Annotated in this window: 15 protein-coding genes; 2 read left to right on the top strand and 13 right to left on the bottom strand. The window is 57.6% G+C overall.

What is annotated here, in order from left to right; translation table 11 throughout:
• Nucleotides 1-77 precede the first annotated feature (77 nt).
• From HZZ01_RS02065 to HZZ01_RS02120, 12 genes are all read right to left on the bottom strand, one after another.
• Nucleotides 78-1,538, bottom strand: a complete 1,461-nt coding sequence (locus HZZ01_RS02065; protein WP_179895292.1) for a mannitol dehydrogenase family protein — start codon at nt 1,536-1,538, stop codon at nt 78-80.
• Nucleotides 1,539-1,606: 68 nt separating this feature from the next.
• A complete protein-coding gene (locus HZZ01_RS02070) occupies nt 1,607-2,890 on the bottom strand; it encodes an MFS transporter (protein WP_179895293.1) in 1,284 nt (427 codons plus the stop codon).
• An 80-nt stretch (nt 2,891-2,970) separates the two neighbouring features.
• Nucleotides 2,971-3,981 carry a Zn-dependent oxidoreductase gene (locus tag HZZ01_RS02075; RefSeq protein ID WP_179895294.1) on the bottom strand — a complete coding sequence of 337 codons (1,011 nt, stop codon included), beginning with the start codon at nt 3,979-3,981 and terminating at the stop codon, nt 2,971-2,973.
• Between the two features lie 10 nt (nt 3,982-3,991).
• Complete coding sequence (manD, locus tag HZZ01_RS02080) at nt 3,992-5,206, bottom strand: D-mannonate dehydratase ManD (protein WP_179895295.1); 1,215 nt, start codon at nt 5,204-5,206, stop codon at nt 3,992-3,994.
• Nucleotides 5,207-5,414: 208 nt separating this feature from the next.
• Entirely contained in the window at nt 5,415-6,314 is a 900-nt protein-coding gene (yegS, locus tag HZZ01_RS02085) for a lipid kinase YegS (RefSeq protein ID WP_179895296.1), read from the bottom strand.
• 222 nt (nt 6,315-6,536) lie between these two features.
• On the bottom strand, nt 6,537-7,916 hold the full coding sequence (gene yegQ / locus HZZ01_RS02090) for a tRNA 5-hydroxyuridine modification protein YegQ (RefSeq protein WP_179895297.1): 1,380 nt from the start codon (nt 7,914-7,916) through the stop codon (nt 6,537-6,539).
• 123 nt (nt 7,917-8,039) lie between these two features.
• Nucleotides 8,040-8,747: a two-component system response regulator BaeR gene (gene baeR, locus HZZ01_RS02095; RefSeq protein ID WP_179895298.1), complete on the bottom strand. Its 708-nt coding sequence runs from the start codon at nt 8,745-8,747 to the stop codon at nt 8,040-8,042.
• 6 nt (nt 8,748-8,753) lie between these two features.
• Nucleotides 8,754-10,142 carry a two-component system sensor histidine kinase BaeS gene (baeS, locus tag HZZ01_RS02100; protein ID WP_179895299.1) on the bottom strand — a complete coding sequence of 463 codons (1,389 nt, stop codon included), beginning with the start codon at nt 10,140-10,142 and terminating at the stop codon, nt 8,754-8,756.
• The gene (locus tag HZZ01_RS02105) at nt 10,139-11,545 is read right to left on the bottom strand and encodes an MFS transporter (RefSeq protein WP_179895300.1); all 1,407 of its coding nucleotides are present in this window, start codon (nt 11,543-11,545) and stop codon (nt 10,139-10,141) included. The genes baeS and HZZ01_RS02105 overlap by 4 nt, the downstream gene beginning before the upstream one ends.
• Nucleotides 11,546-11,596: 51 nt before the next feature.
• Entirely contained in the window at nt 11,597-14,671 is a 3,075-nt protein-coding gene (mdtC, locus tag HZZ01_RS02110; protein WP_179895301.1) for a multidrug efflux RND transporter permease subunit MdtC, read from the bottom strand.
• The gene (locus HZZ01_RS02115; protein ID WP_179895302.1) at nt 14,668-17,790 is read right to left on the bottom strand and encodes an MdtB/MuxB family multidrug efflux RND transporter permease subunit; all 3,123 of its coding nucleotides are present in this window, start codon (nt 17,788-17,790) and stop codon (nt 14,668-14,670) included. The genes mdtC and HZZ01_RS02115 overlap by 4 nt, the downstream gene beginning before the upstream one ends.
• Nucleotides 17,790-19,025: an MdtA/MuxA family multidrug efflux RND transporter periplasmic adaptor subunit gene (locus HZZ01_RS02120; protein WP_179895303.1), complete on the bottom strand. Its 1,236-nt coding sequence runs from the start codon at nt 19,023-19,025 to the stop codon at nt 17,790-17,792. Before HZZ01_RS02120 ends, HZZ01_RS02115 begins: the two co-directional genes overlap by 1 nt.
• Nucleotides 19,026-19,265: 240 nt before the next feature.
• Between HZZ01_RS02120 and HZZ01_RS02125 the strand changes: the two genes are divergently transcribed.
• Both HZZ01_RS02125 and HZZ01_RS02130 read left to right on the top strand, forming a co-directional pair.
• Nucleotides 19,266-20,225: an aldo/keto reductase gene (locus HZZ01_RS02125; protein ID WP_179895304.1), complete on the top strand. Its 960-nt coding sequence runs from the start codon at nt 19,266-19,268 to the stop codon at nt 20,223-20,225.
• Between the two features lie 207 nt (nt 20,226-20,432).
• Nucleotides 20,433-21,773 (top strand): carbohydrate porin, encoded by a 1,341-nt coding sequence (locus HZZ01_RS02130; RefSeq protein ID WP_179895305.1) that lies wholly within the window; start codon nt 20,433-20,435, stop codon nt 21,771-21,773.
• A gap of 224 nt (nt 21,774-21,997) precedes the next feature.
• Here the strand turns inward: HZZ01_RS02130 and yegD are convergent, their stop codons facing one another.
• Nucleotides 21,998-23,350, bottom strand: coding sequence for a molecular chaperone (yegD, locus tag HZZ01_RS02135; protein ID WP_179895306.1), 1,353 nt, complete (start codon nt 23,348-23,350; stop codon nt 21,998-22,000).
• Nucleotides 23,351-23,402 lie beyond the last annotated feature (52 nt).

The following is a 23,402-nucleotide window of genomic DNA, read 5'->3' on the forward strand; positions in this document are numbered from 1 at the left end:
TGGCTAAGGCCAGCACGATGGGAAAGTGTCAGTCTAATCAGGGCGCTGCATCTGCGCCAGCGCTTTGTTAACCGCCATTATCCACGCTTGAGACACTGATGGACCGTGGCGCGAGCGCCCTGCGTGGTCAGTTGCTGATACCAGGCAGTCAGTCGGGCAACCACGTCTCCATTTTGCAGCAGGTCCTCGCCAAACACTTCGCGAAGGGAGAGTAACGCCCGCACGCGAGCCTCGCCATCGTCGCTGGCGGCAACGCACTCAGCCAGTTGCTTCTGCATCGGGTCGCGAATCTCAATCGGTTGATGCTTCTCGTCAATGCCGCCGACATAGCGCATCCAGCCCGCCACGCCCAGCAGCAGCAGGTCGCAGTCGCTGCCGCGCTGCAGGTGCCAGCGCAGGCTATCGAGCATACGTTGTGGCAATTTCTGGGTGCCGTCAGTGGCAATCTGTCCGGTGCGATGTTTAATCGCACGGTTTTCATAACGGGCTATCAGCGAATCAGCGTATGCATTGAGATCCACGCCCTGAGTGCGCAGCGTCGGGGCTTGCTCATCGACCATCAGTGAACGGGCGGCGGCGCGGAAATGCGGATCGGCCATACAGTCGCTGATGTACTCATAACCCGCCAGGAAGCCAAGATAAGCCAGGAAAGAGTGACTGCCATTCAACATCCGCAGTTTCATCTCTTCATAGGGCAGGACGTCGCTGACCAGTTCTGCGCCCGCTTTTTCCCACGCCGGACGACCATTAACGAAGTTATCCTCGATCACCCACTGGAAGAAGGGTTCCGCTTCAACCGCAACCGGATCGCTGCAACCCAGGCGGGCGTTCAGCGCGGCAAATGCCGCATCGGTCATGGCCGGAACGATGCGATCCACCATGGTTGAGGGGAAGGTGATGTGCTGCTGAATGTAGTCTGCCAGCGCCGGATCCTGATGCTGTGCCAGCTGCACAATCACATTACGGGTGACGTGACCATTTTCCGGCATGTTGTCGCAGGACATGACGCTGAACGCAGGCAGATCCTGCTCCCGTCGGCGGCGAATCGCGGCCAGAATCAGACCCGGCAGCGAGCGAGGCGAGTCCGGATTCTGCAGATCGTGCACGATATCAGGATGATCGGGATTTAAATTTCCACTGACGGGCTGGTGGCAGTAGCCTTTCTCGGTGACGGTCATGGAGACAATGGCCACGTCTGGCTGACACATTGCGTTAATCACTGCCTCAATACCGTCACTTTTACCGTGTAGCGCCTCGGTAATAACGCCAATTACCCGGGTCTGCAGTGAATCATCGGCCATCTCAGTGAGGGTATAGAGCAGATGCTGCTCACGCAGTGCCTGAATCAGTGCGCCACTGTTGAGGTTAACTTCGCAATACCCCCAGTCGCTTCCCTGTGCAGCAAGCTTATCGCTGCACAGTGCCTGATGAGCACGGTGAAAGGCACCAAAACCGATATGTACCATGCGGGTTTTTAATTTGCTGCGGTCGTAAACGGGGCGCTGTACGTCAGCGGGCAGGCGATCAAGCTGTAACATAATCCGTCCTTAATGGAAAACGGGGCGCAAAGCGCCCCAAAATCATCGTTCTGTTAGTGGAACAACACTCAGACCGAAACCGGTTTATCCCCGGTTTTCGGACTGCGAATCACAAACAACACCAGGAAGGCACCCAGCGCCGCGACACAACCGGCAAGGATAAAGGCGCTATCGAATTTGCCGGTGTGCTGAACAATAAAGCCTGTGACGATCGGCCCGATGATACCGGAGAGGCTACCCACCAGATGGATAAAGCCGCTGATGCTGCCGATACGACTCTTGTGCACCACATCCTGAATAATCGCCCAGTAGATCGCACCGGTGATGTAGAGAAAGAAAATCGACACCGACATCATCATCACGGCGGGAACAACTTCTTTTATCGTACCCGCCAGTGCTACACAAATTGCGGCTGCCAGCAGTGAGACCACCAGCACAATTTTACGGGACAACAACAGTTTGCCGGTGATATTGAAGATTTTATCGGAGATCCAGCCACCCAGCGCCAGGCCAACGAATCCGACAATCCACGGGATCATGGTGGTGATGCTCATCGATTTGATATCCAGGCTGTGCGCCTGCACCAGATAGGCCGGGAACCAGCTCAGGAAGAAGAACAGGATGTAGTTGTAGCAGAAGAAGGCAAACGCGGTGACCAGGATAATCGGCTGACGGAGGTAGTAGCCAAAGGGATGTGGCGTTTCTGCCAGGTCGACCTCATCATTCGGGTTGGTGGCTTTCAGGCGATCAATCAGCAGACGCTCCTCTTCGCTCACGCGTTTGCTCTTCGCTGGGTTATCTGCGGCGAAGAACAGCCAGAACGCCATCCATATCAGACCGATACAGCAGACGACCACAAACGCCGGACGCCAGCCGTAGGCCAGGGCCAGATAACCAATGATCGGACCGGCGACCGCGCCACCCAGTGGTGAGCCGGCGCTCAGCAAGCCCATAGCCGTTGCGGCCTGTTTCTTCGGAAACCAGCCATTAATCGCCTTGTTAGCGGAGGAACAGATCGGGCCTTCAGCCATGCCAAACAGCACGCGCAGGATCAGCAGCGACCAGAAGCCGGTCGCCAGCGCGGTCATGCCGCAGAAAATGGACCAGGCACCGACCGCCACAGCCAGCACCACTTTAGGTCCAAAACGATCAACAGCGAGGCCGCCGACAAAGTTAAACAGGGCATAGCCAAAGAAGAAGCTGCCGAAAATCATGCCGAACTGCTCAGCATTAATCGCCAGATCTTTCTCCACCAGCGGCACCGTCAGCGACAGGGCGACACGATCGAGGTAGTTGATCATGTAAACCAGGAACAGCAGTAAAACGAGGGTCCAGCGCAGATTCTTGAACATAAAAACTCCGTGATCTGTTTTATCGTTATCGTTGTACCGGCGCGAACGTCGGCTCAGGTGACCTGGTGTTGAGCAGAGACTTAACCCATCTGAAGTATGACTTTGCAGCAGGTGCGGGGATCTTTTTCGAACAGGGTCATCGCGCGTTCAATCTCCAGCAGCGGGAAGTAGTGGGTGACCAGTTTCTCTGGCTGGATTAATCCTTTCTCTATCCAGTCAATCACCTGCGGGAAGCGGTTACTGTTCAGGCGGGAGGTAAACAGCGACAGCTCTTTGCTGGTCAGGCTTTGCTGAGTAATGCTGCACGGTTCGCCGGAGAAGCCCAGCAGGCCGATGCGCGCGGCCGGAGAGGCGAGCGCTGCGGCTTCCGCCAGAATAGAGGGATGGCAGGCCGCATCAATAATCAGCGTTGGCTGGATGCCCTCAAGCTGTGCCGCCAGCGGGATTTCGCTGTTATCGAACAGCTGATCGGCACCGCTCTGCGAAGCCAGCGCCAGACGTTCCGGCAGGCGATCCACCACCATCACCGTTTTGACCTTATAGACGCCTTTCAGCACCTGAATGGCGGTGAGACCCATCGGACCGGCACCATAAATCAGCGCCACATCGTCTGGCTGCGGTTTGAGGAATGCCGTGATGTTGGCCGCGATAGTGAAAGGCTCTACCAGACTGGCGAGTTTGTCGGGAATGGCGTCCGGCAATGGCCAGGCATTTTTTGCCGGAGCCAGCGCATAGTCGCTGAAGCCGCCGTCGCGATGCACGCCAATCACCTGCAGCGTGGTACAAACATTGGGACGACCCACCGAGCAGGGATAGCAGCTGCCGCAGCTCACCACCGGATCGACCGCCACGCGCTCACCGAGTCGGGCCGCGTTGACACCGTCGCCCACCGCATCGATAACGCCAAAAAATTCGTGACCAATGACACGTGGATATTTCGCAAACGGATTATGACCATGCCAGATATGCACATCAGAACCGCAGATGCTGGCATACGCCACTTTAACCCGCACTTCGCCTGACGCCGGTTGTGGCAGCGGACGTTCAGCAATCACCAGCTGGCCCGGCTGTTCGATAACAACACTTTTCATAGGGTTCTCCTTACCAGTTCCACAGGGTGCCATCTTCAAGACGGGCGACCGGCAGATAGGCAGGTTCATAGGGATATTTCGCGGCCAGTTTCTCATTGAACTCAATGCCGAGGCCCGGCTTGTCACCTGGATGCATGTAGCCCTGATCAAAGGTCCAGTTTGCGTCAAATAGCTCCATCATCTGTTCAGAGAAGCCCATGTACTCCTGCACGCCGAAGTTCGGCACCCAGAGGTCAAAGTGCAGCGCCGCCGCCATGCAAATCGGGGAGAGATCGGAAGGACCATGCGAGCCAGTGCGCACCTGATAGAGCGAGGCAAAATCAGCGATACGGCGCATACCGGTAATGCCGCCCGCATGTGTGATGGTGGTGCGGATGTAGTCGATCAGCTGCTCTTCAATCAGCTGCTTACAATCCCAGATGCTGTTGAACACTTCGCCCACCGCAATTGGCGTGACGGTGTGCTGACGGATCAGACGGAAGCACGCCTGATTCTCAGCAGGCGTCGGATCTTCCATCCAGAACAGGCGATAATCTTCCACACTCTTACCAAAACGCGCCGCTTCAATCGGCGTCAGGCGGTGGTGCATGTCATGCAGCAGATGCTCATCGAAACCAAACCTGTCGCGGATAGCGGCAAACAGTTTCGGCGTGAAATCGAGGTATTTCTCAGTTGACCACAACTGCTCTTCCGGCCAGTTACCTTTGGTTGCAGGCTCGTAAGCCAGGCCTTTGCCTTTTGCCATCCCGTATGTGGTCTTCATGCCCGGCACGCCGCACTGTGCGCGAATCGCTTTGAAGCCCAGCTCTTTGTGCTTCGCGTAGTCATCCATCACTTCATCGATGGAATGGCCGGTGGTGTGGCAATAGACCATCACGCCAGTCCGTGAGGCACCGCCCAGCAACTGGTAAACCGGCATATTGGCGGCTTTGCCTTTGATATCCCACAATGCCATATCAACTGCAGAAATAGCGGACATGGTCACCGGACCACGACGCCAGTAAGCGCCTTTGTAGAAATATTGCCAGATATCTTCGATCTGATGGGCATCGCGGCCAATCAGCTGCGGACAGACGTGATCTTTCAGGTAGGAGGCGACCGGTAATTCACGGCCATTCAGCGTGGCGTCGCCAATGCCGGTCAGTCCCTGATCGGTGGTGATTTTCACGGTGACAAAGTTTCTGCCTGCGCAGGTTACAAATACTTCCGCCTTAACTATTTTCATCCTGTTTGCCTTTCAGTCAGCGTTCAATGACGAAAAAGTACGCGCTTTAATACTACCATACAAGTCAGGCTGGCAGAGTTGTGAACCCAGTCACAGAGAGTTTCAGGGGGACCAAAGCACGGCAAAAAGGAGAAATGAAAGAGGCATTTTTTAAAAACAAAGATTCAGACCGGTGTTAAAAGGGAGCTTTCGCCCCCCTTACTCAGGCTCAGGAAAGGAGTTCACACTGCGGTGGCAGACGACAGCTCAGCGCGCCCTCCATCACCTCAATCACGAATTCCCGTCCTGAGAGCGGCTCGCCATCAAGGTTAAAGGTCATCTCATGCGGCGAACGGATGGTCAGTGACGCCAGCTGCGTCGTGACAATACCAGGATTGTCATCGTCGCCGGTCAGCGAGTGCAGCAAAGTTGGCAGCAGCTCCTGCGCGGTGACAATGCTGACGTCCAGGCGGCCATCATTAATCAAAGCAGACGGGCACAAGCGCTGACCGCCGCCCGCCTGACGCCCGTTACCGATACCGATCACCAGAGCATCACCCTGCCAGGCGAAATCGGGACCGCTGATCTCGCAGGTATCCGGCTTCAGGGTATCCATGCGCATCAGGCCGTGAATAAAGTAGGAGACACCGCCCAGCGCCGACTTCAGTTTTTCCGGGGTTTCTGTGGTGATGCGGGTGCCAAATCCGCCCGTTGCCATATTGATGAAGTAGTGGCTCTGGTTCACTCTGGCCAGATCGATGGCATTCGCTTTGCCCTCAATCGCCAGCCGCAGTGCCGGTTCCATCTCTTCCGGGATGCCGACGCTGGTGGCAAAGTCGTTGGCGGTGCCCAGCGGCAGGATGCCCAGCACCGGACGATGATCGGCGCTGGATGCCGCGAGCGCCGTCGCGATCTCATTGATCGTGCCATCGCCACCGCCTGCCACCACGGTCTCGGCCTTCAGCGCAATCGCCTCTTTGACATACCTGTCGCCGTCACCTTTTTCAAACGTGACACGCACCGCAATATCGAAGCCTTCTTCACGAAGGGTAGTAATGGCTTCGCGCAGATCATCATTGCCTGCGCCTTTCCCATTCAGGATGAGTAGCGTAAGCGGTTTATTATCCATTTTGCGTTCCTTGAAGATCTACAGAGTAAGAAGGGGAATTTATAACATAGCTGCCAGCAGTAAATAATTGGCGAAAGAGAGAAAAAAGAAAACCCGCACGGGGGAGCCGGGCGGGTAAATGAGGTGGTTCCAGGTAAATCTGCCGTTTGTTGTTACTCATTAGCAGCAGGCGGGACTATAAAGCAGCCCTGCACAGGGGTCTGTGATCCTGTTCTGATTTCCTCAAAATGTTTCCGTTAGTAAACGATTATGTGGATCACGAGTATCTTCGCCGTGATCGAAGTTGCGCAGCAGCAGCGCAAAGCGCAGATCAACCTCTTCCGGCACCCGCAGCCAGACGCGATGGCCATCGCCCGGTGCCACTTCAGTGGGTTCACTGCGGGCATTCTGCAGCGCATCCAGCTGGCAATGCAGGTTTCCGTCAGGCGTCATGATCTCCACGCTGTCGTGCAGCATAAACTTATTCTTCACGGCGACTTCAGCCCATTCGCCCCGGCGCTCGCCGGTGAATTCGCCGACAAACTGCTGGCGATCGGAAACTGAAAAGCCCTGCTGATAATTCTGGTAGCTGTCGTGCGTGTGGCGGCGCAGGAAGCCTTCGGTATAGCCGCGATGTGCCAGACCCTCCAGCGTTAACAGGAGTGATGGGTCAAACGGCTTGCCGGCAGCGGCATCGTCAATCGCCCGACGATAAACCTGGGCAGTGCGGGCGCAGTAATAGTAGGACTTGGTGCGTCCCTCAATTTTCAGCGAATGCACGCCCATCTCGCTGAGTCGCTCAACATGCGCGACCGCGCGCAGATCCCGCGAGTTCATTATGTAGGTGCCGTGTTCATCTTCGAACGCGCTCATCACCTCGCCGGGCTTCATCTTCTCTTCCAGCAGAAATACCTTGTCGGTGGGCTGCCCGATACCCAGCACAGGCGTGACATCCTGCACCACGACAGGCTCGTGGATACCGACGATATTCCCCACCTCATCCTGCTGGCCTTCCTGCACGTTATATTCCCAGCGGCAGGCATTGGTGCAGGTGCCCTGATTCGGGTCGCGCTTGTTCATATAGCCTGATAGCAGGCAGCGACCGGAATAGGCCATGCAGAGCGCGCCATGAACGAAGACTTCCAGCTCCATCTCCGGCACCTGCTGGCGGATCTCAGCGATCTCCTCCAGTGACAGCTCGCGTGACAGAATCACCCGGCTCAGCCCCATCTGCTGCCAGAATTTAACCGTGGCCCAGTTGACCGCATTAGCCTGCACCGATAGATGAATCGGCATGTCCGGGAAAGCATCACGCACCAGCATGATCAGGCCGGGATCGGACATGATCAGCGCGTCAGGCTGCATCGCTACCACCGGCGCTAAGTCGCGAATAAAGGTTTTCAGCTTGGCGTTGTGCGGCGCAATGTTCACCACCACATAGAATTTTTTACCCATCGCGTGCGCTTCGTTGATGCCCAGTGCGAGATTTTCATGGGTGAATTCGTTGTTGCGCACCCGCAGGCTGTAGCGCGGCTGGCCGGCATAAACGGCATCGGCACCATACGCAAAGGCATAACGCATATTTTTCAGCGTACCGGCGGGGGAAAGCAGTTCGGGTTTCATGGTTTTCTCACTGATGTCAGGTCAGTATGCCGCCTCAGGCGGCAGGTGCAGGGCCATCAAGCCCTGCAAAGGGTGCGAAATTGTAGGCAGTGAGAAAAAGGAAGTAAATTGATCGGGATCAAACTAGATCAAATGACAGGCATCAGCTTCCCAGCGATAGCCCATGCCATAGACGGCGCGGATAAAGGGTTGCTCGCTGTCCAGGTTCTCCAGCTTGCGCCGCAGATTCTTGATATGGCTGTCGATGGTGCGATCCGTGACGACCCGGTAGTCATCATAAAGATGGTTGAGCAGCTGTTCGCGTGAAAAGACTTTGCCGGGCTCCAGCGACAGCGTTTTCAGCAGGCGGAACTCCGCCGGGGTCAGGTCCAGCGGCTTTTCGCGCCAGCTGGCGAAGAAGCGGCTCTCATCGACCCGGAGTAACGACGCGCTCTGCGGCTCTTCTGATGATCGTTTTACGCGGCGCAGAATCGTTTTGACCCGTGCGACCACTTCACGTGGGCTGAAGGGTTTACAGATGTAGTCATCTGCGCCCAGCTCCAGCCCCAGCAACCGATCGATCTCCTCGGTGCGGGCGGTGACCATAATAATCGGCAGCTCGGAATGACGGCGGATTTCGCGGCACAGTGTTAAGCCATCGGTACCCGGCAGCATCAAATCCAGCAGCATCAGGTCGGGCGGCGTCTGGCGCACATACTCCAGCACCGCATTGCCGTCGGCGATGTGATGGGTCTGGTAATTCGAGGCGTGCAGATAATCGATCATCAGCTGCGCCAGTTTCGGCTCATCTTCGACTACCAGAATCAGCGGATCGTGGTTTTCCTGGCTCATAAGCGTCTATACAAGGGGAACATAGCGCAAGTGTAGCGCGATTTTCAGTCCACCTAAATCAGAGTGCGTCGCATGAATATCGCCGCCGTGAGCGTCTGCAATATTTTTACAGATAGCCAGGCCCAGGCCGGAGCCGCCGCTGGCGCGATTGCGTGAGCCTTCGGTGCGGAAGAATCGCTCAAAAATCTGCGCCTGATGTTCCCTGTCGACGCCGGGTGCGCTGTCATCAAAATCGATGCGCCAGTGGGGGGGTTCATACTTCAGTGTGACTTCAACCCGCCCGCCGCTGTCCGTGTAGCGCAGGCTGTTCTCCAGCAGATTGGTGAATAACTGCATCAGGCGGTCGGGATCGCCAAAGAAGGGAGCGCTATCGGGCAAATTTAGTTTCAGCGTCAGACCATGCGCGCGATAGCGTTCGGCAAAGCTGCCGGCCGTCACTTCCAGCAGCTGCACCAGATCGGTGGCCTGTTTGCGGTAGGCGAGGGCACCCTCATCCGACAGCGACAGCTGATGCAGATCGTCGACCAGCTTGGTCAGCACCACCACTTCGCTCTGCAGCGATGCGATCGCTTCTGGCGTCAGTTTGCGTACCCCATCCTGCATCGCTTCCAGTTCACCGCGCAGGATAGCCAGCGGCGTGCGCAGTTCATGGGAGATGTCGGCCATAAAGGCACGCCGCATGCTTTCGTTTTTCTCCAGCGAGCTGGCAAGAAGGTTAAAGTCACCGGCCAGCTGGCCCAGCTCATCGCGGCTGCTGACCTCCACGCGGGTAGCAAAATTACCGGCCGCCAGGTGATGGGTGCCATCCACCAGCCGTTTGACCGGGGCAAGCAGGCCGCGCGCCATCAGCCAGGTCGCCAGCGCCGCCAGAAGTGTCGACAGACCGACGATAATCCAGCTGGTGCGTCGCTGCTGTTGATCGAAGTTAATGTCGGTGCTGCGCGTCAGCCGCTCCGGCGGCGAGCCGATCACCCAGCCAACGACTTTATTATTGCTGGTGGTGATATTGCGTCGGGTGCCTTCGGGCGGCACCGGTGATTTTGGTCCGGCCAGTACTTTATATTGCTGGTCGAGGATCCAGAACTGGGTGCGCCAGCCGTGTGGTGGCAGCTGACTGTTGCTGTCCGGATTCTGCTCCAGCGAGCGCAGCATGGTGAAGACCAGCCGATCGTTGTGGCGCAAAAAATCCCAGTTGCCGTGCTGCTCATACTGATCGGCCAGCGCATCGCTGAGCAGATTTAACCGCTGCTCGTTGCCGCGCTTGATGTAGTCGACAAAGCCATGCTCGAAACTGAGGCGAACGCCCCAGTGCATGGTGATCAGCACCAGCATGCAGGTGGCGAAAATCGCCATAAACAGTTTGGCCCCGATACCCAGGCGCAGGTTGAGTTTCATTTTTTTCTCCGGCGTCGCAGATCGACATGGGTATTCACCTGTGGCGGGACGCGCCAGAACACCAGCGCGGGCAGGATGATAATCAGCGACATGCAAAGGTAGGTATAAATAAACATCTGATGTTCCGCCGTGCTGCTCGCAACGCTCTCCTGGGCAAACGCCCCCAGCAACAATCCGGCCACGGTGACACCAATACTCATCGACAGTTGCATAATCATCGACAGCAGGCTGTTACCGCTGGACGCCAGCTCATCAGGCAGGTCCTTCAGCGTCAGGGTATTCATCGAAGAGAAGCGAATGGCATTGACCATCCCCTGCAGAAACAGCACCAGCGGCAGCAGCCAGACCCAGCCCAGCAGCGCCACCAGCGGAAATAGCAGCACCACCAGCGCCAGCGCTACGGTCGACATCACCAGCACGTTACGGTAGCCATAGAGATTGACGATGCGCACCACAATGCGCTTCATCCCCATATTCCCCAGCACCATCGGAATCATCATCAGACCGGCGTGAAACGGGCTGTAGCCCATGCCGAGCTGGAGAAAGATAGGCGTCATAAAGGGCAGCATGCCGCTGCCGATGCGGCCGGTAAAACTGCCGAGCAGGCCAATGGCGTAAACGCGATTATCAAACAGCTTCAGGCTGAACAGTGCAGTGTCATTGCCGCGTGCATGCATCAGGTAGAAGAGCAGAGAGAACATACCGATGAGGATCATGGCACCCAGCAGCAGCGGAGAGCCGCCACTACTGCGCTGACCATCCAGCGCCAGTGTCAGGGTTGCCATCCCGGCGGCCAGCAGGATAAAGCCACCAAAATCAAAGCGACGCGTCTGCATGCGGTAATTGGGCATCAGGATCAGAGTGGCGATAGCGCCTGCGATGCCAACCGGAATATTGATCAGAAAGATCCAGTGCCAGCTGGCGTACTCCACCAGTACACCGCCCAGCGCCGGACCCAGCAGCGGGCCGATCTGGCCGGGCAGCGTCACAAAGGTCATGGCGGACATATACTGCTCGCGCGGCACGATTTTCATCACCGTCAGGCGACCTACCGGCACCATCATGGCCCCGCCAATCCCCTGAACCACCCGTGACAGTACCAGTTGATCCAGCGTGCCGGAAACGGCGCACAGCAGCGATCCCAGGCTGAATAGCACAATTGCGGAGAAGAAGATATTGCGCACGCCAAAGCGATCCGCCAGCCAGCCGCTGACTGGCAGCATTACCGCCACGGTCAGCACGTAATAGACGATCACCGAATGCATGTGCAACGGACTGACACCCAGGTCATGCGCCATCGATGGGATCGCGGTATTCACGATGGTGGTATCCAGCGTCTGCATAAAGAAGCCGATAGCAACGATCCACAGTTGCCAGCGGACGTTAGTGCTCTGCGTAGTCATCGATCCTCCCGATAAAAGCGTCACGTCCCATGCCGGCCGACTTCGCACCCATTACGGCTGCTGCGCGGCGGTCAGCGGGCGTTTTTTGCGCCGCAGTTTATCCATCATTAAATAGACCACCGGTGTGGTGTAGAGCGTCAGCAGCTGGCTCATCACCAGGCCGCCCGCGATGGTAATCCCCAGTGGCTGACGCAGTTCGGCACCGTCGCCGCTGCTCAGCACCAGCGGCAGCGCGCCAAACAGTGCCGCCAGCGTGGTCATCATAATCGGCCGGAAGCGCAGCAGGCACGCCTGGAAAATCGCATCCCGCGGGCTGAGCTGGCCGTTACGCTCAGCCTCCAGTGCAAAATCGACCATCATGATGGCGTTCTTTTTCACAATACCAATCAGCAGCAGAATACCGATGAGCGCAATCAGACTGAAGGGCGTATCAAACAGTTCCAGCGCCAGCAACGCCCCGACACCCGCCGAGGGCAGGGTAGAGAGAATGGTCAGCGGATGCACATAGCTCTCGTAAAGGATGCCCAGCACGATATAGACCGCCGCAATCGCCGCCAGCATCAGCCAGAGCTGGCTGCTTTGTGACTGCTGAAAGACCTGCGCCGTACCGGCAAAGCTGCCGCGCACGCTGGATGGCACACCAATAGCGGTCATCGTGCGCGCAATCGCTTCGGATGCCTGTGACAGTGACACTCCCTCTGGCAGGTTAAACGAGATAGTCGAGGCGGCCGACAGCCCTTCGTGGTTCACCGACAGCGGGGCATTCGTGGGTTGCCAGTGGGCGAACCATGACAACGGAATCGCTTTACCGTTGCTGTTTATCACAAACATCTGTGACAGCGCGCTGATATCCTGGGTGTAACGCGGATCGATCTCCATCACCACTTTGTACTGGTTGAGGGGCTGATAGATGGTAGAGATCTGACGCTGACCAAAGGCGTTATTCAGCAGGGCATTGGCCTGCGAGACATCAATGCCAAGCCGCGCCATGCTTTCCCGATCGTAGGTCAGCGCCATCTCGCTGCCTTTATCCTGCTGATCGGAGTTCACATCGGCCAGCTGCGGCAGCGCAGAGAATGCCTCGCGGATTTTCGGCTCCCACGTCCGTAGCGCACCGAGATCGTCCGACAGCAGGGAATATTGATAAGCGGCGTTCGATTCCCGACCGCCCGCGCGCAGATCCTGCACCGCATTCAGATAAAGACTGGCACCCGGCTCTTTTGCCAGTTTAGTGCGCAGCCGGGCGATAATTTCGATAGCGCTCTCTTTACGTTCCGAGAGCGGTTTCAGCGAGATAAACATGGAGCCGCTGTTCGTCCGCATCCCGCCGGTAAAGCCCACTACGCTTTCTACTGCCGGATCGGCGCCGACAATCTCCATGAAATCCTGCAGCTTGCTGCGCATCGCCTGAAACGAAATGCTCTGGTCGGCAGAGATAAAGCCAGAGAGTCGCCCGGTATCCTGCTCCGGCATAAAGGTTTTCGGGATATGAACAAACAGCCAGCCGGTCAGGGCGATGGTAGCGAAAAACAGCAGTAGCACCCAGCGTGCATGGTTCAGCACCACGCTCAGTGACCGGCCATAGCCCTGCTGGATCGCCATCAGCAGCCGACCCACGCCGCGCTGACGCGGCTGGCTGCGTGGCGCGTGCGGCTTCAGCAGATACGCACACATCACCGGCGTCAGGGTGACAGAAATAAATAGCGAGATAAGAATCGACACCGACAGGGTAATGGAAAACTCAGAGAAGAAGCGGCCAATCAGCCCGCCAATCATCAGCAGCGGCAGGAATACCGCAATCAGCGACAGACTCATCGACAGCACAGTAAAGCCGACTTCACGCACCCCTTTCAGTGCGGCAGCCAGTGGTTTCATGCCCGCTTCTACGTGGCGGGCAATGTTCTCCAGCACCACTATCGCATCATCCACCACAAAGCCGGTGGCAATGGTCAGCGCCATCAGCGACAGATTATTCAGGCTGAAGCCGCACAGGTACATTGCGGCGAAGGTGCCGATCAGCGAAACCGGCACGGCGACGGCGGGGATCAGCGTGGCACGGCCCGAGCGCAGGAAAACAAACACCACCAGAATCACCAGTACCACGGCGATGATCAGCGACTGCTCCACTTCATGCAGCGAGGCGCGAATGGTAGGCGAGCGATCCTGAGCAATCTGCAGATCGATGGCGGCGGGGATCACCTCATGCAGCAGCGGCATTTCGGCGCGGATCCGGTCTACAGTGTCGATGACATTCGCTTCAGGGGTTTTGCGGATCAGCAGCAACACCGCAGGTTTACCGCGCGACATCCCGGCATTGCGCACGTCCTGAACCGAGTCCTCAACGGTTGCTACGTCCGACAGCCTGACCGCTGCGCCATTGTTGTAGTGCACCACCAGCGGCTGATATTCACTGGCGGTCTGCAGCGCGTCGTTGGTTCGCAGCTGCCAGCGCTGTTGCGAATCATCCAGTGCACCCTGTGGCCGCCGCTGATTGGCGTCAGAGATGGCGGTGCGCACCGCATCCAGCGACACGCCCTGATTAAACAGCGCCTGGGGATTCAGCGCCACGCGCACCGCAGGCAGCGAACTGCCGCCTACGGTGACGTCGCCTACGCCCTCAATCTGTGACAGCTTCTGCGCCAGCTGGGTCGAGGCGTAGTCATAGAGCTGTCCCGGATTGTAGGTATCTGAGGTCAGCGTCATGATCATAATCGGCGCATCAGAAGGGTTAACTTTGCGATAGGTCGGACGCGACGGCATCCCGGTCGGCAGCAGGCTTTGCGCCGCATTAATCGCGGCCTGCACATCGCGCGCCGCGCCGTTGATGTCGCGGTCAAAATCAAACACCAGAATGATGCGGGTGCTGCCCAGCGAACTGGTGGAGGTCATTTCACTGACCCCTGCGATGCGTCCCAGCGAGCGTTCCAGCGGCGTGGCTACCGACGACGCCATGATCTCCGGTGAGGCACCCGGCAGGGACGCCGAGATAACGATCACCGGGAAATCGACCTGCGGCAGCGGCGCCACCGGCAGCAGGCGAAAACCCAGTATCCCGGCCAGCGCGATGGCCAGCGTCAGCAGGGTGGTGGCGACGGGCCGATGGATGAACAGGGCAAAGAACTTCACTCTGCGGCCTCCGTGCGGCCAAAACGACGACGCGTAGCGTGCGCCAGGCGATCAAACAGGAGGTAGATCACCGGCGTGGTGAAGAGCGTCAGCACCTGGCTCAGAATCAGGCCGCCGACCATCGCAATCCCCAGCGGATGACGTAGCTCGGCACCGACGCCGGAACTGAGCATCAGTGGCAGCGCGCCGAGCAGGGCGGCCAGTGTGGTCATCAGAATCGGCCGGAAGCGCAGCAGGCAGGCCTGATAGATAGCATCAACAGGCTTCATGCCCTGTTCGCGCTCAGCCGCCAGCGCAAAGTCGATCATCATAATGGCGTTCTTTTTCACGATGCCGATGAGCAGGATGATGCCGATGATCGCCACGATATCCAGCTCATTGCCGCTGAGCATCAGCGCCAGCAGTGCGCCGACACCCGCCGTGGGTAGCGTTGAGAGAATGGTGATTGGGTGAATAAAGCTCTCATAGAGCACACCCAGCACGATGTACATCGCGACAATGGCCGCCACAATCAGCCAGACGGTGCTGCTCAGTGCCGCCTCAAACGCCAGCGTGCTGCCCTGGAACTGTGTCATCAGCTCGGCAGGCATGCCAAGCTGTGCTTCCGCCTGCGACACCGCTTTCACCGCATCTTCCAGCGAATAGCCGTCAGCCACGTTAAAGGAGAAGGTCGCTGACGGGAACTGGTCGAGATGATTAATGGCGAGCGGTGTGTGACGCTGTTCAATGCGGGCGATGGCGCTCAGCGGTACACTGCCGCCCTCGCTGCTGTTAAGGCGAATGCCCTCCAGGCTCGCCAGCCCCGGTGTGGCGCTATTGTCCTGCTCCAGCACCACACGATACTGATTCGCCTGGGTGTAGATGGTGGAGATGAGCCGCTGACCAAACGCGTTGTAAAGCGCGTTATCGACGTCAGCCATGCTGATGCCGAGGCGGCTGGCGCTGTCGCGGTCAACGTTGACATAGGCTTCCAGTCCCTGATCCTGCCAGTCACTGCTGACATCGCGCAGCTGTGGCAGGGTGCTGAGTCGGGTCAGCAACGCCGGAACCCAGGTACTGAGCGAAGACAGTGAACCCGACTGGAGCGTGAACTGGTAGGGCGTACGGCTCGCCTGGGTATCAATGGTGAGATCCTGCACCGCCTGCAGCCACAGCTGCACGCCCGGTAACTGGCTGACTTGCTGCTGAAGGCGCTGCTGAATGGCCGGAATGCGGTCTTCGCGTTGATCCAGCGGCTTGAGGTTGATCTGCAGCCGCGCACTGTTCAGCGAGGCATTGGTGCCATCCACGCCAACAAACGAGGTCATGCTCTCCACTGCTGGATCTTTCATGATGATGGAGGCAACGTCGCGGGTTCGCTGCGCCATGCTGGCGTAGGAGACCGACTGCGGTGCCTGCAGCGTACCCTGAATAATGCTGTTGTCCTGCTGCGGGAAAAAGCCTTTGGGGATCACCATCCACAGCAGCAACGTCAGCACCAGGGTGCCAAGTGCGACCGACAGCGTCAGCCAGGGATGATTCAGCACCCGTTTCAGACCCCGGCCATAGGCGGCCACGATACGATCAAACATCGCTTCGCTGGCACGCGAAAAGCGGTTCTGTTTGCGCAGCGACTCTGCACTGAGCATCCGGGCACACATCATCGGCGTCAGAGTCAGTGAGACCACCGCGGAAATCAGAATCGCCACTGCCAGCGTGACCGCAAATTCCCGGAACAGGCGGCCAATCACGTCGCCCATAAACAGCAGCGGGATCAGCACGGCAATCAGCGAGAAGGTGAGGGAGATAATGGTAAAGCCGATCTCGCCGGCACCTTTCAGCGCGGCGGTCAGCGGCTTTTCCCCTTTTTCGATGTAGCGCGAGATGTTCTCAATCACCACGATGGCATCATCGACCACAAAGCCGGTGGCAATGGTCAGCGCCATCAGCGTCAGGTTATTAATTGAAAAGCCGAGGAAGTACATTGCCGCAAAGGTGCCGATCAGCGACAGCGGCACTGCCACGGCCGGAATCAGCGTGGCGGGCACGTTGCGCAGGAACAGATAGATAATCATCACCACCAGCGCCATTGCCAGTATCAGCTCAAACTGCGTGTCATTGACTGAGGCGCGAATATTGGTGGTACGATCGGTAAGCAGTTTAACGTCTACCGACTTCGGCAAAGCAGCGGTCAGTGCGGGCAACATGGCGCGGATGTTATCTGCCGTGGCGATAATATTGGCGCCAGGCTGACGCTGAACGTTGAGCACAATCGCCGCATCGCGGTTAGCCCAGGCACCGAGCCAGCTGTTTTCGGCGCCCTGTTCGATGGTCGCCACATCACCCAGACGCACCGGCGCACCATTTTTGTAGCTGATAATCAGCTGGCGATAATCCTCCGCAGACTTCATCTGGTCATTGGCTGACAGGGTGATAGAGCGGGTCGGACCATCCAGGCTGCCTTTAGCCGAATTGACGTTGGCATTGCTGATCGCGGTTCGCACCGTTTCGCTGGTCAGACCTAATGCCGCCAGCGCCTGTGCATTCATTTTTACCCGCACCGCCGGACGCTGACCGCCTGAAAGAGTAACCAGCCCGACACCACTGACCTGCGAAATTTTCTGGGCGACACGCGTTTCTACCATGTCCTGAACCTGCGTCAGCGGCATGCTGCGCGTAGTCACAGCCAGCGTCATGATCGGCGGGTCGGCAGGGTTGACTTTGCTGTAGACCGGCGGATTGGGCAGGTCGTCTGGCAGCAGGTTAGTGGCAGAGTTAATGGCTGCCTGCACCTCCTGCTCGGCCACATCCAGCGGCAGCGTCAGCTGAAACTGCAGCGTCACCACCGAGGCCCCGCCGGCGCTTTGCGACGCCATCTGTTTCAGACCCGACATCTGACCAAACTGACGCTCAAGCGGGGCGGTAATGGAAGAGGTGACCACATCCGGGCTGGCACCCGGATAGAGCGTGACCACCTGGATGGTCGGATAGTCGACTTCCGGCAGCGCCGAGACCGGCAGAAAGCGGTAGCCCAGCACACCGGCCAGCAAAATCGCAATCATCAACAGCGTCGTGGCGACCGGACGCAGAATAAACTGGCGTGACGGCCCGCCACTGTGATCGGGAGGCATGACCTGCATTACTCACGCTCTCCTTTTGACGGCAGAGTGGCGCGGGTGGCGCGCGGTGCGTTGCTCTGCGGCGCGACTATCTCTACTTTCGCGCCTTCGGTCAGGCGATCCAGACCATCGGTCACCACGCGTTCGCCTGCCTCCAGACCGGCGCTGACCACCACTTTCTCACTATCCTGCAGTCCAGCCACCACACTTTTCTTGCTGACCTTGTTGTCACTGTTCACCACCCAGACAAAGTGGCCCTCGTTGCCCATCTGCAATGCAGCAGGCGGGATCACAACCGCATCCTGCAGGGTGTTGACCTTGAGTCGCACATTCACGAACTGATTGGGAAACAGCGTGTCGTCCTGATTATCAAACCGCGCTTTAATTTTGATGGTGCCGGTGGTGACATCAATCTGGTTATCGAGGCTCAGCAGTTTGCCGCTGGCGATCAGATTCTGATTACTGCGATCCCAGGCCTCCACCAGCAGTGACTGGCCGCTTTTCTGCGCCGTGAGAATGGCGCTGATGCTGTTCTCCGCCAGGGTAAAGACCACATCAATCGGATGCGTCTGGGTGATCACCACGATGCCGGTGGTGTCACCACTGGTGACGTAGTTACCGACATCCACCTGTTTCAGGCCGACACGACCCGCAATCGGCGCGGTGATGCGGCTGTAAGTCAGATTAAGCTGCGCACTGGCGACACCCCCTTCATCGGCTTTCAGGGTGCCGAGCGTTTCGCTGACCAGTGAGCGCTGGGTATCCAGCTCCTGTTGCGACACCAGAGAGGTTTTTGCCAGCTTCTCGAAGCGCGCCAGGTCGCGACGGGCGTTGGCCAGCGTCGCCTGATCTTTCGCCAGCTGGCCCTGAGCCTGGGTTAACGCCACCTGATAAGGCCGTGGGTCGACTTCTGCCAGCAGATCGCCCGCGTTGACCTGCTGGCCTTCAGTGAAGTGGATCGCCAGTAAATCGCCATTGACCCGGCTGCGTACCGTGGCCGTGTTCGCGGCCGTCACCGTACCCAGCCCGCTGAGGTATTGCGGCACGCTCTGACGGGTGGCGGTCGCAGCCTGCACCGGCGCGAGTAGCCGACGAGCACCGTCTCCGCCTTTGCCGCCACGTGGCGCGGGCGAATCTGTCTGGCTGCTGCTCTGCGGCTGGGCGTGGCGCTGCCAGGCATAGTAGCCGCCCGCGGCCACAGCGATCAGGGCCAGCACGATCAGGGTTTTTTTCATAACAGGATGTCGGGTGCTCATGATTGTTGATGCTCTCCAGCAGTGACGTAGTCCCAGGCGCAGGCATCAAATGGGGAGCCTGCAAACGACAGAGTGTAGTCGCCTCTGACAGGCAGAAATTGAAGGAAATAAGGAATATCTGTCAGGGTCGGGTAATTATGCCTGTTCTTACATTAATCGCAGCACAATCGTCATAAAGCCGTGAAATCACTTTGCTATGCTGAGAGACAGGCAGTTTTTGAGGCAAATAAGGAGCAGATAATGAGTCAGAATCAAACCCGGCAGTTGGGTGACAGTGGTATTACGGTGCCGTTACTGACGTTTGGCGGCAATGTGTTTGGCTGGACAGTGGATCAATCCACCTCGTTCTCTCTGCTGGATGCGCTGGTGGAGCGAGGGCTGTGGTTTATCGATACCGCCGACGTCTATTCCCGCTGGGCACCGGGTAATAAAGGCGGGGAGTCAGAGACAATTATGGGTGAGTGGCTGAAGAAAAGCGGCAAACGCGACCAGATTGTGCTGGCAACCAAAGTTGGTATGGAGCTGTCTCCGGAGAAGACCGGGCTGAAACCGCAATATATCCGTCAGGCAGTCGAAGATTCACTGCGCCGGTTACAGACCGACTATATCGACCTCTATCAGGCGCACCGTGACGATCAGGATACGCCACTGGCGGAAACGCTGAGCGCCTTTGACAGCCTTATCCGCGAGGGAAAAGTGCGGGCCATTGGCGCGTCGAATTACAGCGCGGCACGGCTGCAGGAGGCGCTGAAGGTCAGTGAGTCGCAGGGGCTGGCGCGGTACGAAACCCTGCAGCCGGAATATAATCTGTATGACCGCCAGCCTTATGAGGCTGAGCTGGAGTCGGTGGTCAGAGCGCACGGCTTAGGCGTTATCAACTACTATTCTCTTGCCAGCGGTTTTCTCAGTGGCAAATACCGCGATGCAGCAGATGCCGGTAAAAGCGCACGCGGCCAGGGCGTGGTTGAGAAGTACCTTAACTCACGCGGTTTGCGGATTCTGGATGCGCTGGACGTGATCAGTGAAGCGCATCAGGTGACGCCGACTCAGGTGGCCCTGGCATGGCTGATTGCCCGTCCCGGTATCACCGCCCCGATTGTCAGTGCGACTTCGCTTAAACAGCTCGACGATCTGACGGATGCAATGCATCTGACGCTCACCCCGGCGCAGATTGATCAGCTGAATCAGGCAAGCCGTTAATTAAAGGGGGCGCTGGCGCCCCCTTTAACGTTGTGTCTGTTAAAAGAACGCATCTCTGCTCAGAGAATAACCATTCAGAGATCCCGATCACACTTGCTTTAATAAACGGATGTTACGGGTAATGGTGCGCACATTTTTATAAAAAACAGAGGCTATCCAGCACTATCCTCTGCGCGTCACTTTCCTTAACACATAAGAATAAGCAAGATGAAAAACAGAAAAGCCCCTGTCTTTTCCGCTGCCCGTGTGGCATCCGGTACCCTGATTCTGGCCATGTTTTCCTCACAGGCGCTCGCCGCTGACGCCCTGAGTCCGGACTCCGAATGGATGTTTGGTGACTGGGGCGGCTACCGAACGCAATTGCAGGATGACGGCATTAAGTTTGACGTTAACTACACCCTGGAGAGCGCCGCTAACTTAGGCGGCGGTGCCAATACCAACACCACCATGCGCTACAGCGATCAGTGGACGTTTGGGACCAATTTTGATTTGCAGAAGCTGCTGGACTGGCAGGATGCCGAGTTCCAGATGACCGTGACCAGTCGAAACGGACAGAATCTGTCTGATCAGGTCGCCGATCAACGCACCGGGATGCTCTCCTCGGTGCAGGAGGTTTATGGTCGCGGCCAGACCTGGCGTCTGACGCAGTTCTGGTTGCGCAAAGGGCTGTTTAACGATGTGGTCGATCTGAAAGCCGGACGCGTGACAGTGGGAGAAGACTTCGATAACTTCGACGGCAATCTGTTCCAGAACCTGGCGCTGGGTAGCGGGCAGGCGGGGAACTGGCGCGGAGACCGCTGGTTCAACTGGCCGGTATCGCAGTGGGGCGGTCGGGTTAAGTTCAATATCAGCCCGGACGTCTTCTTCCAGGTCGGTTTCTATAATCAGAACCGCGCTAACTACGATCGCGGTGATGGCTTCCGTCTGGATACCAGCAATTCCGAGGGCAATCTGGTGCCGGTCGAACTGGGCTGGAAACCAACCTTCGGGCCGGAGAAATTACCGGGTAATTACCGCATCGGTTATTACTATTCGTCGGTGGATGGCGATGTCTACGGCAGCTGGCGTAACGGCGGCTATCAGGATCAGGCGCATTCCTATGGTGGCTATCTGCTGTTACAGCAACAGCTCACCGCGCAGGATGGCGATGTGAATCGCGGTCTGGGCGTGCGTGTTCAGGCAGTGATGAACGATCACAAGACCTCGAAGACCGACAACTACCAGTCTATCGCCTTTACCTGGACAGGACCGTTTGATGCCCGCCCTCAGGATGAGATCGGCGTGGGCGCGTCGCGAATTCATGTGAACAGCGACTATACCCGCTCACTGCGTCAGCAGAATCAGGCTAATGGTGAGAGCCGCTTTGACAGCCCGACCTATCTGCCAATTCAGGAAGGTTCAGAGTACAACTATGAGGTTTACTACAACGCTAAAGTAACTAACTGGATGTCACTGCGACCTAACCTGCAGTATGTGGTTGCGCCAGGCGCGGTGAGCGAAGTGAAGGATGCATTTATCGGTGGTATCAGCGCCAATATCGCCTTCTGATTCTCAATAAAAACAGCACCTGAACAGACGACTCTCAGACGTAAAGCGATGGGAGCATACGCCAGTAACAAAGCATAGCGGGCCAGGGATGGCCCGCGCTGAGCCCGCCATGGATGGCGGGTTTTGCGTCTTTGCGAAAGGCGTATGCTCCCTGAGCCTGCTCTCTGTTATCCGCAAACAAAAACGACACCCTCAGGTGTCGTTTTGGGTATTACAGTGCCAGCCTAGCGGAACATCACTTCCGCCCAGCGGGCCAGCCCTGCGGTGACGGAGGCGAAATCATCGCCGCCTGCAATCGGCGTGTCCGGCAGCGTCTGCTGCAGTGCCGCGCGCAGTAACGGTGAACGCGCACTGCCGCCGGTCAGGTAGATAACATCCGGTTTAATCTGGCTGGTGGCCAAAGCCAGCTGCACCTGCTCCAGAATTTTCTCCAGCGGCTGACTGATGGCATCCTGCAGCTGCTCCACACCAATTTCTGTCTCTAAAGCAGCGGCAATAAAGTCGAGAGAGGCGGTATGCGCCGGGCTGGCTGACAGCGCAATCTTGCTCTCTTCCGCTGCCCGCACCAGGCGATAACTGAGCTTCTGCTGCCACACTTTCAGCAGGCGAGCGACCACATCACCCTGTTCCGCATCCCGCACTAAATCCCGCAGCCACTTTCCGCAGGCCGGACTGTAGAAATCGCTCTGCGCCGGAACATCGTTAATGGCAATGGCGTTCCACCACGGCAGGGCAGGCAGGGCGGTGCCTTTCTGGGTATTACCGCCCAGACCGAGTAACGGCATCAGGGTCTTAAACGTCAGCATAATATCCAGGTCGTTTCCGCCGACGCGGCAACCGCTGTGGCCCAACAGGCTTTCGCGACGGTCCGCCTTATCACGCCACTTTGGTCCCATCAGCAACATCGAGCAGTCGGTGGTACCGCCGCCGATATCTACCACCAGAACCCGTGTCTCCTGCTTCAGCGTCGCTTCAAAATCGAGTCCCGCAGCCACCGGCTCAAACTGAAACTCCACGTCGCGGAATCCGGCACGATGCGCGGCCCGCAGCAGGATGCCTTCAGCCTGCTGGTTAGACTCTTCGCTGCCTAAGCCCTGGAAGTTTACCGGTCGTCCGATCACTGCCTGATCGATAGTGTGATCAAGCTGGCTTTCGCCCTGCTGGCGGATGTGCAGCATCATGGCGCAGACCAGATCTTCAAACAGAGCGATCTGTTGGGGCTTAAGACCAGTGGCACCGAGGAAGGATTTGGGGGATTTAACGAACCAGACATCTTCGGGATCGACCATATAGTGCTGCAGCGCGGTAAGGCCAAACTGCACACTGTTGGGCTGGACGTCGATATCTTCTTCGCGGTTGTAACGTAGCGCACGCTGCAGCAGCGCCGTGGTTTCGCTGTCCGGTGTCGCCACCTGATGATGACGATAGAGCCATTCGCTGATCGACTCGCGGGTCGGCGCACAGATCATCGACGGCAACAGGCGCTGATCATTTTCCAGCGTTAACAGACGTGGCGTGCCATTTTCGCTGACTGCAATAGAACAGTTAGCCGTGCCGTAATCGAATCCTATGAACATTTTCGCCCCCATGCCGGAAAAAAGGGGGCGACTTTAGCGCAGCTTCAGCAGG

The organism is Pantoea sp. WMus005 (genome assembly GCF_013415305.1).
Classification (GTDB): Bacteria; Pseudomonadota; Gammaproteobacteria; order Enterobacterales; family Enterobacteriaceae; genus Pantoea; species Pantoea rara.

Bases quoted from the DNA above. Each gene is read 5' to 3' on its own strand.
- baeR (WP_179895298.1), bottom strand. From the start codon at position 8,747: ATGAGCCAGGAAAACCACGATCCGCTGATTCTGGTAGTCGAAGATGAG.
- yegQ (WP_179895297.1), bottom strand. From the start codon at position 7,916: ATGAAACCCGAACTGCTTTCCCCCGCCGGTACGCTGAAAAATATGCGT.
- baeS (WP_179895299.1), bottom strand. From the start codon at position 10,142: ATGAAACTCAACCTGCGCCTGGGTATCGGGGCCAAACTGTTTATGGCG.
- manD (WP_179895295.1), bottom strand. From the start codon at position 5,206: ATGAAAATAGTTAAGGCGGAAGTATTTGTAACCTGCGCAGGCAGAAAC.
- yegD (WP_179895306.1), bottom strand. From the start codon at position 23,350: ATGTTCATAGGATTCGATTACGGCACGGCTAACTGTTCTATTGCAGTC.
- HZZ01_RS02120 (WP_179895303.1), bottom strand. From the start codon at position 19,025: ATGAGCACCCGACATCCTGTTATGAAAAAAACCCTGATCGTGCTGGCC.
- yegS (WP_179895296.1), bottom strand. From the start codon at position 6,314: ATGGATAATAAACCGCTTACGCTACTCATCCTGAATGGGAAAGGCGCA.
- HZZ01_RS02065 (WP_179895292.1), bottom strand. From the start codon at position 1,538: ATGTTACAGCTTGATCGCCTGCCCGCTGACGTACAGCGCCCCGTTTAC.
- HZZ01_RS02105 (WP_179895300.1), bottom strand. From the start codon at position 11,545: ATGACTACGCAGAGCACTAACGTCCGCTGGCAACTGTGGATCGTTGCT.
- HZZ01_RS02075 (WP_179895294.1), bottom strand. From the start codon at position 3,981: ATGAAAAGTGTTGTTATCGAACAGCCGGGCCAGCTGGTGATTGCTGAA.
- HZZ01_RS02130 (WP_179895305.1), top strand. From the start codon at position 20,433: ATGAAAAACAGAAAAGCCCCTGTCTTTTCCGCTGCCCGTGTGGCATCC.
- HZZ01_RS02125 (WP_179895304.1), top strand. From the start codon at position 19,266: ATGAGTCAGAATCAAACCCGGCAGTTGGGTGACAGTGGTATTACGGTG.
- HZZ01_RS02115 (WP_179895302.1), bottom strand. From the start codon at position 17,790: ATGCAGGTCATGCCTCCCGATCACAGTGGCGGGCCGTCACGCCAGTTT.
- HZZ01_RS02070 (WP_179895293.1), bottom strand. From the start codon at position 2,890: ATGTTCAAGAATCTGCGCTGGACCCTCGTTTTACTGCTGTTCCTGGTT.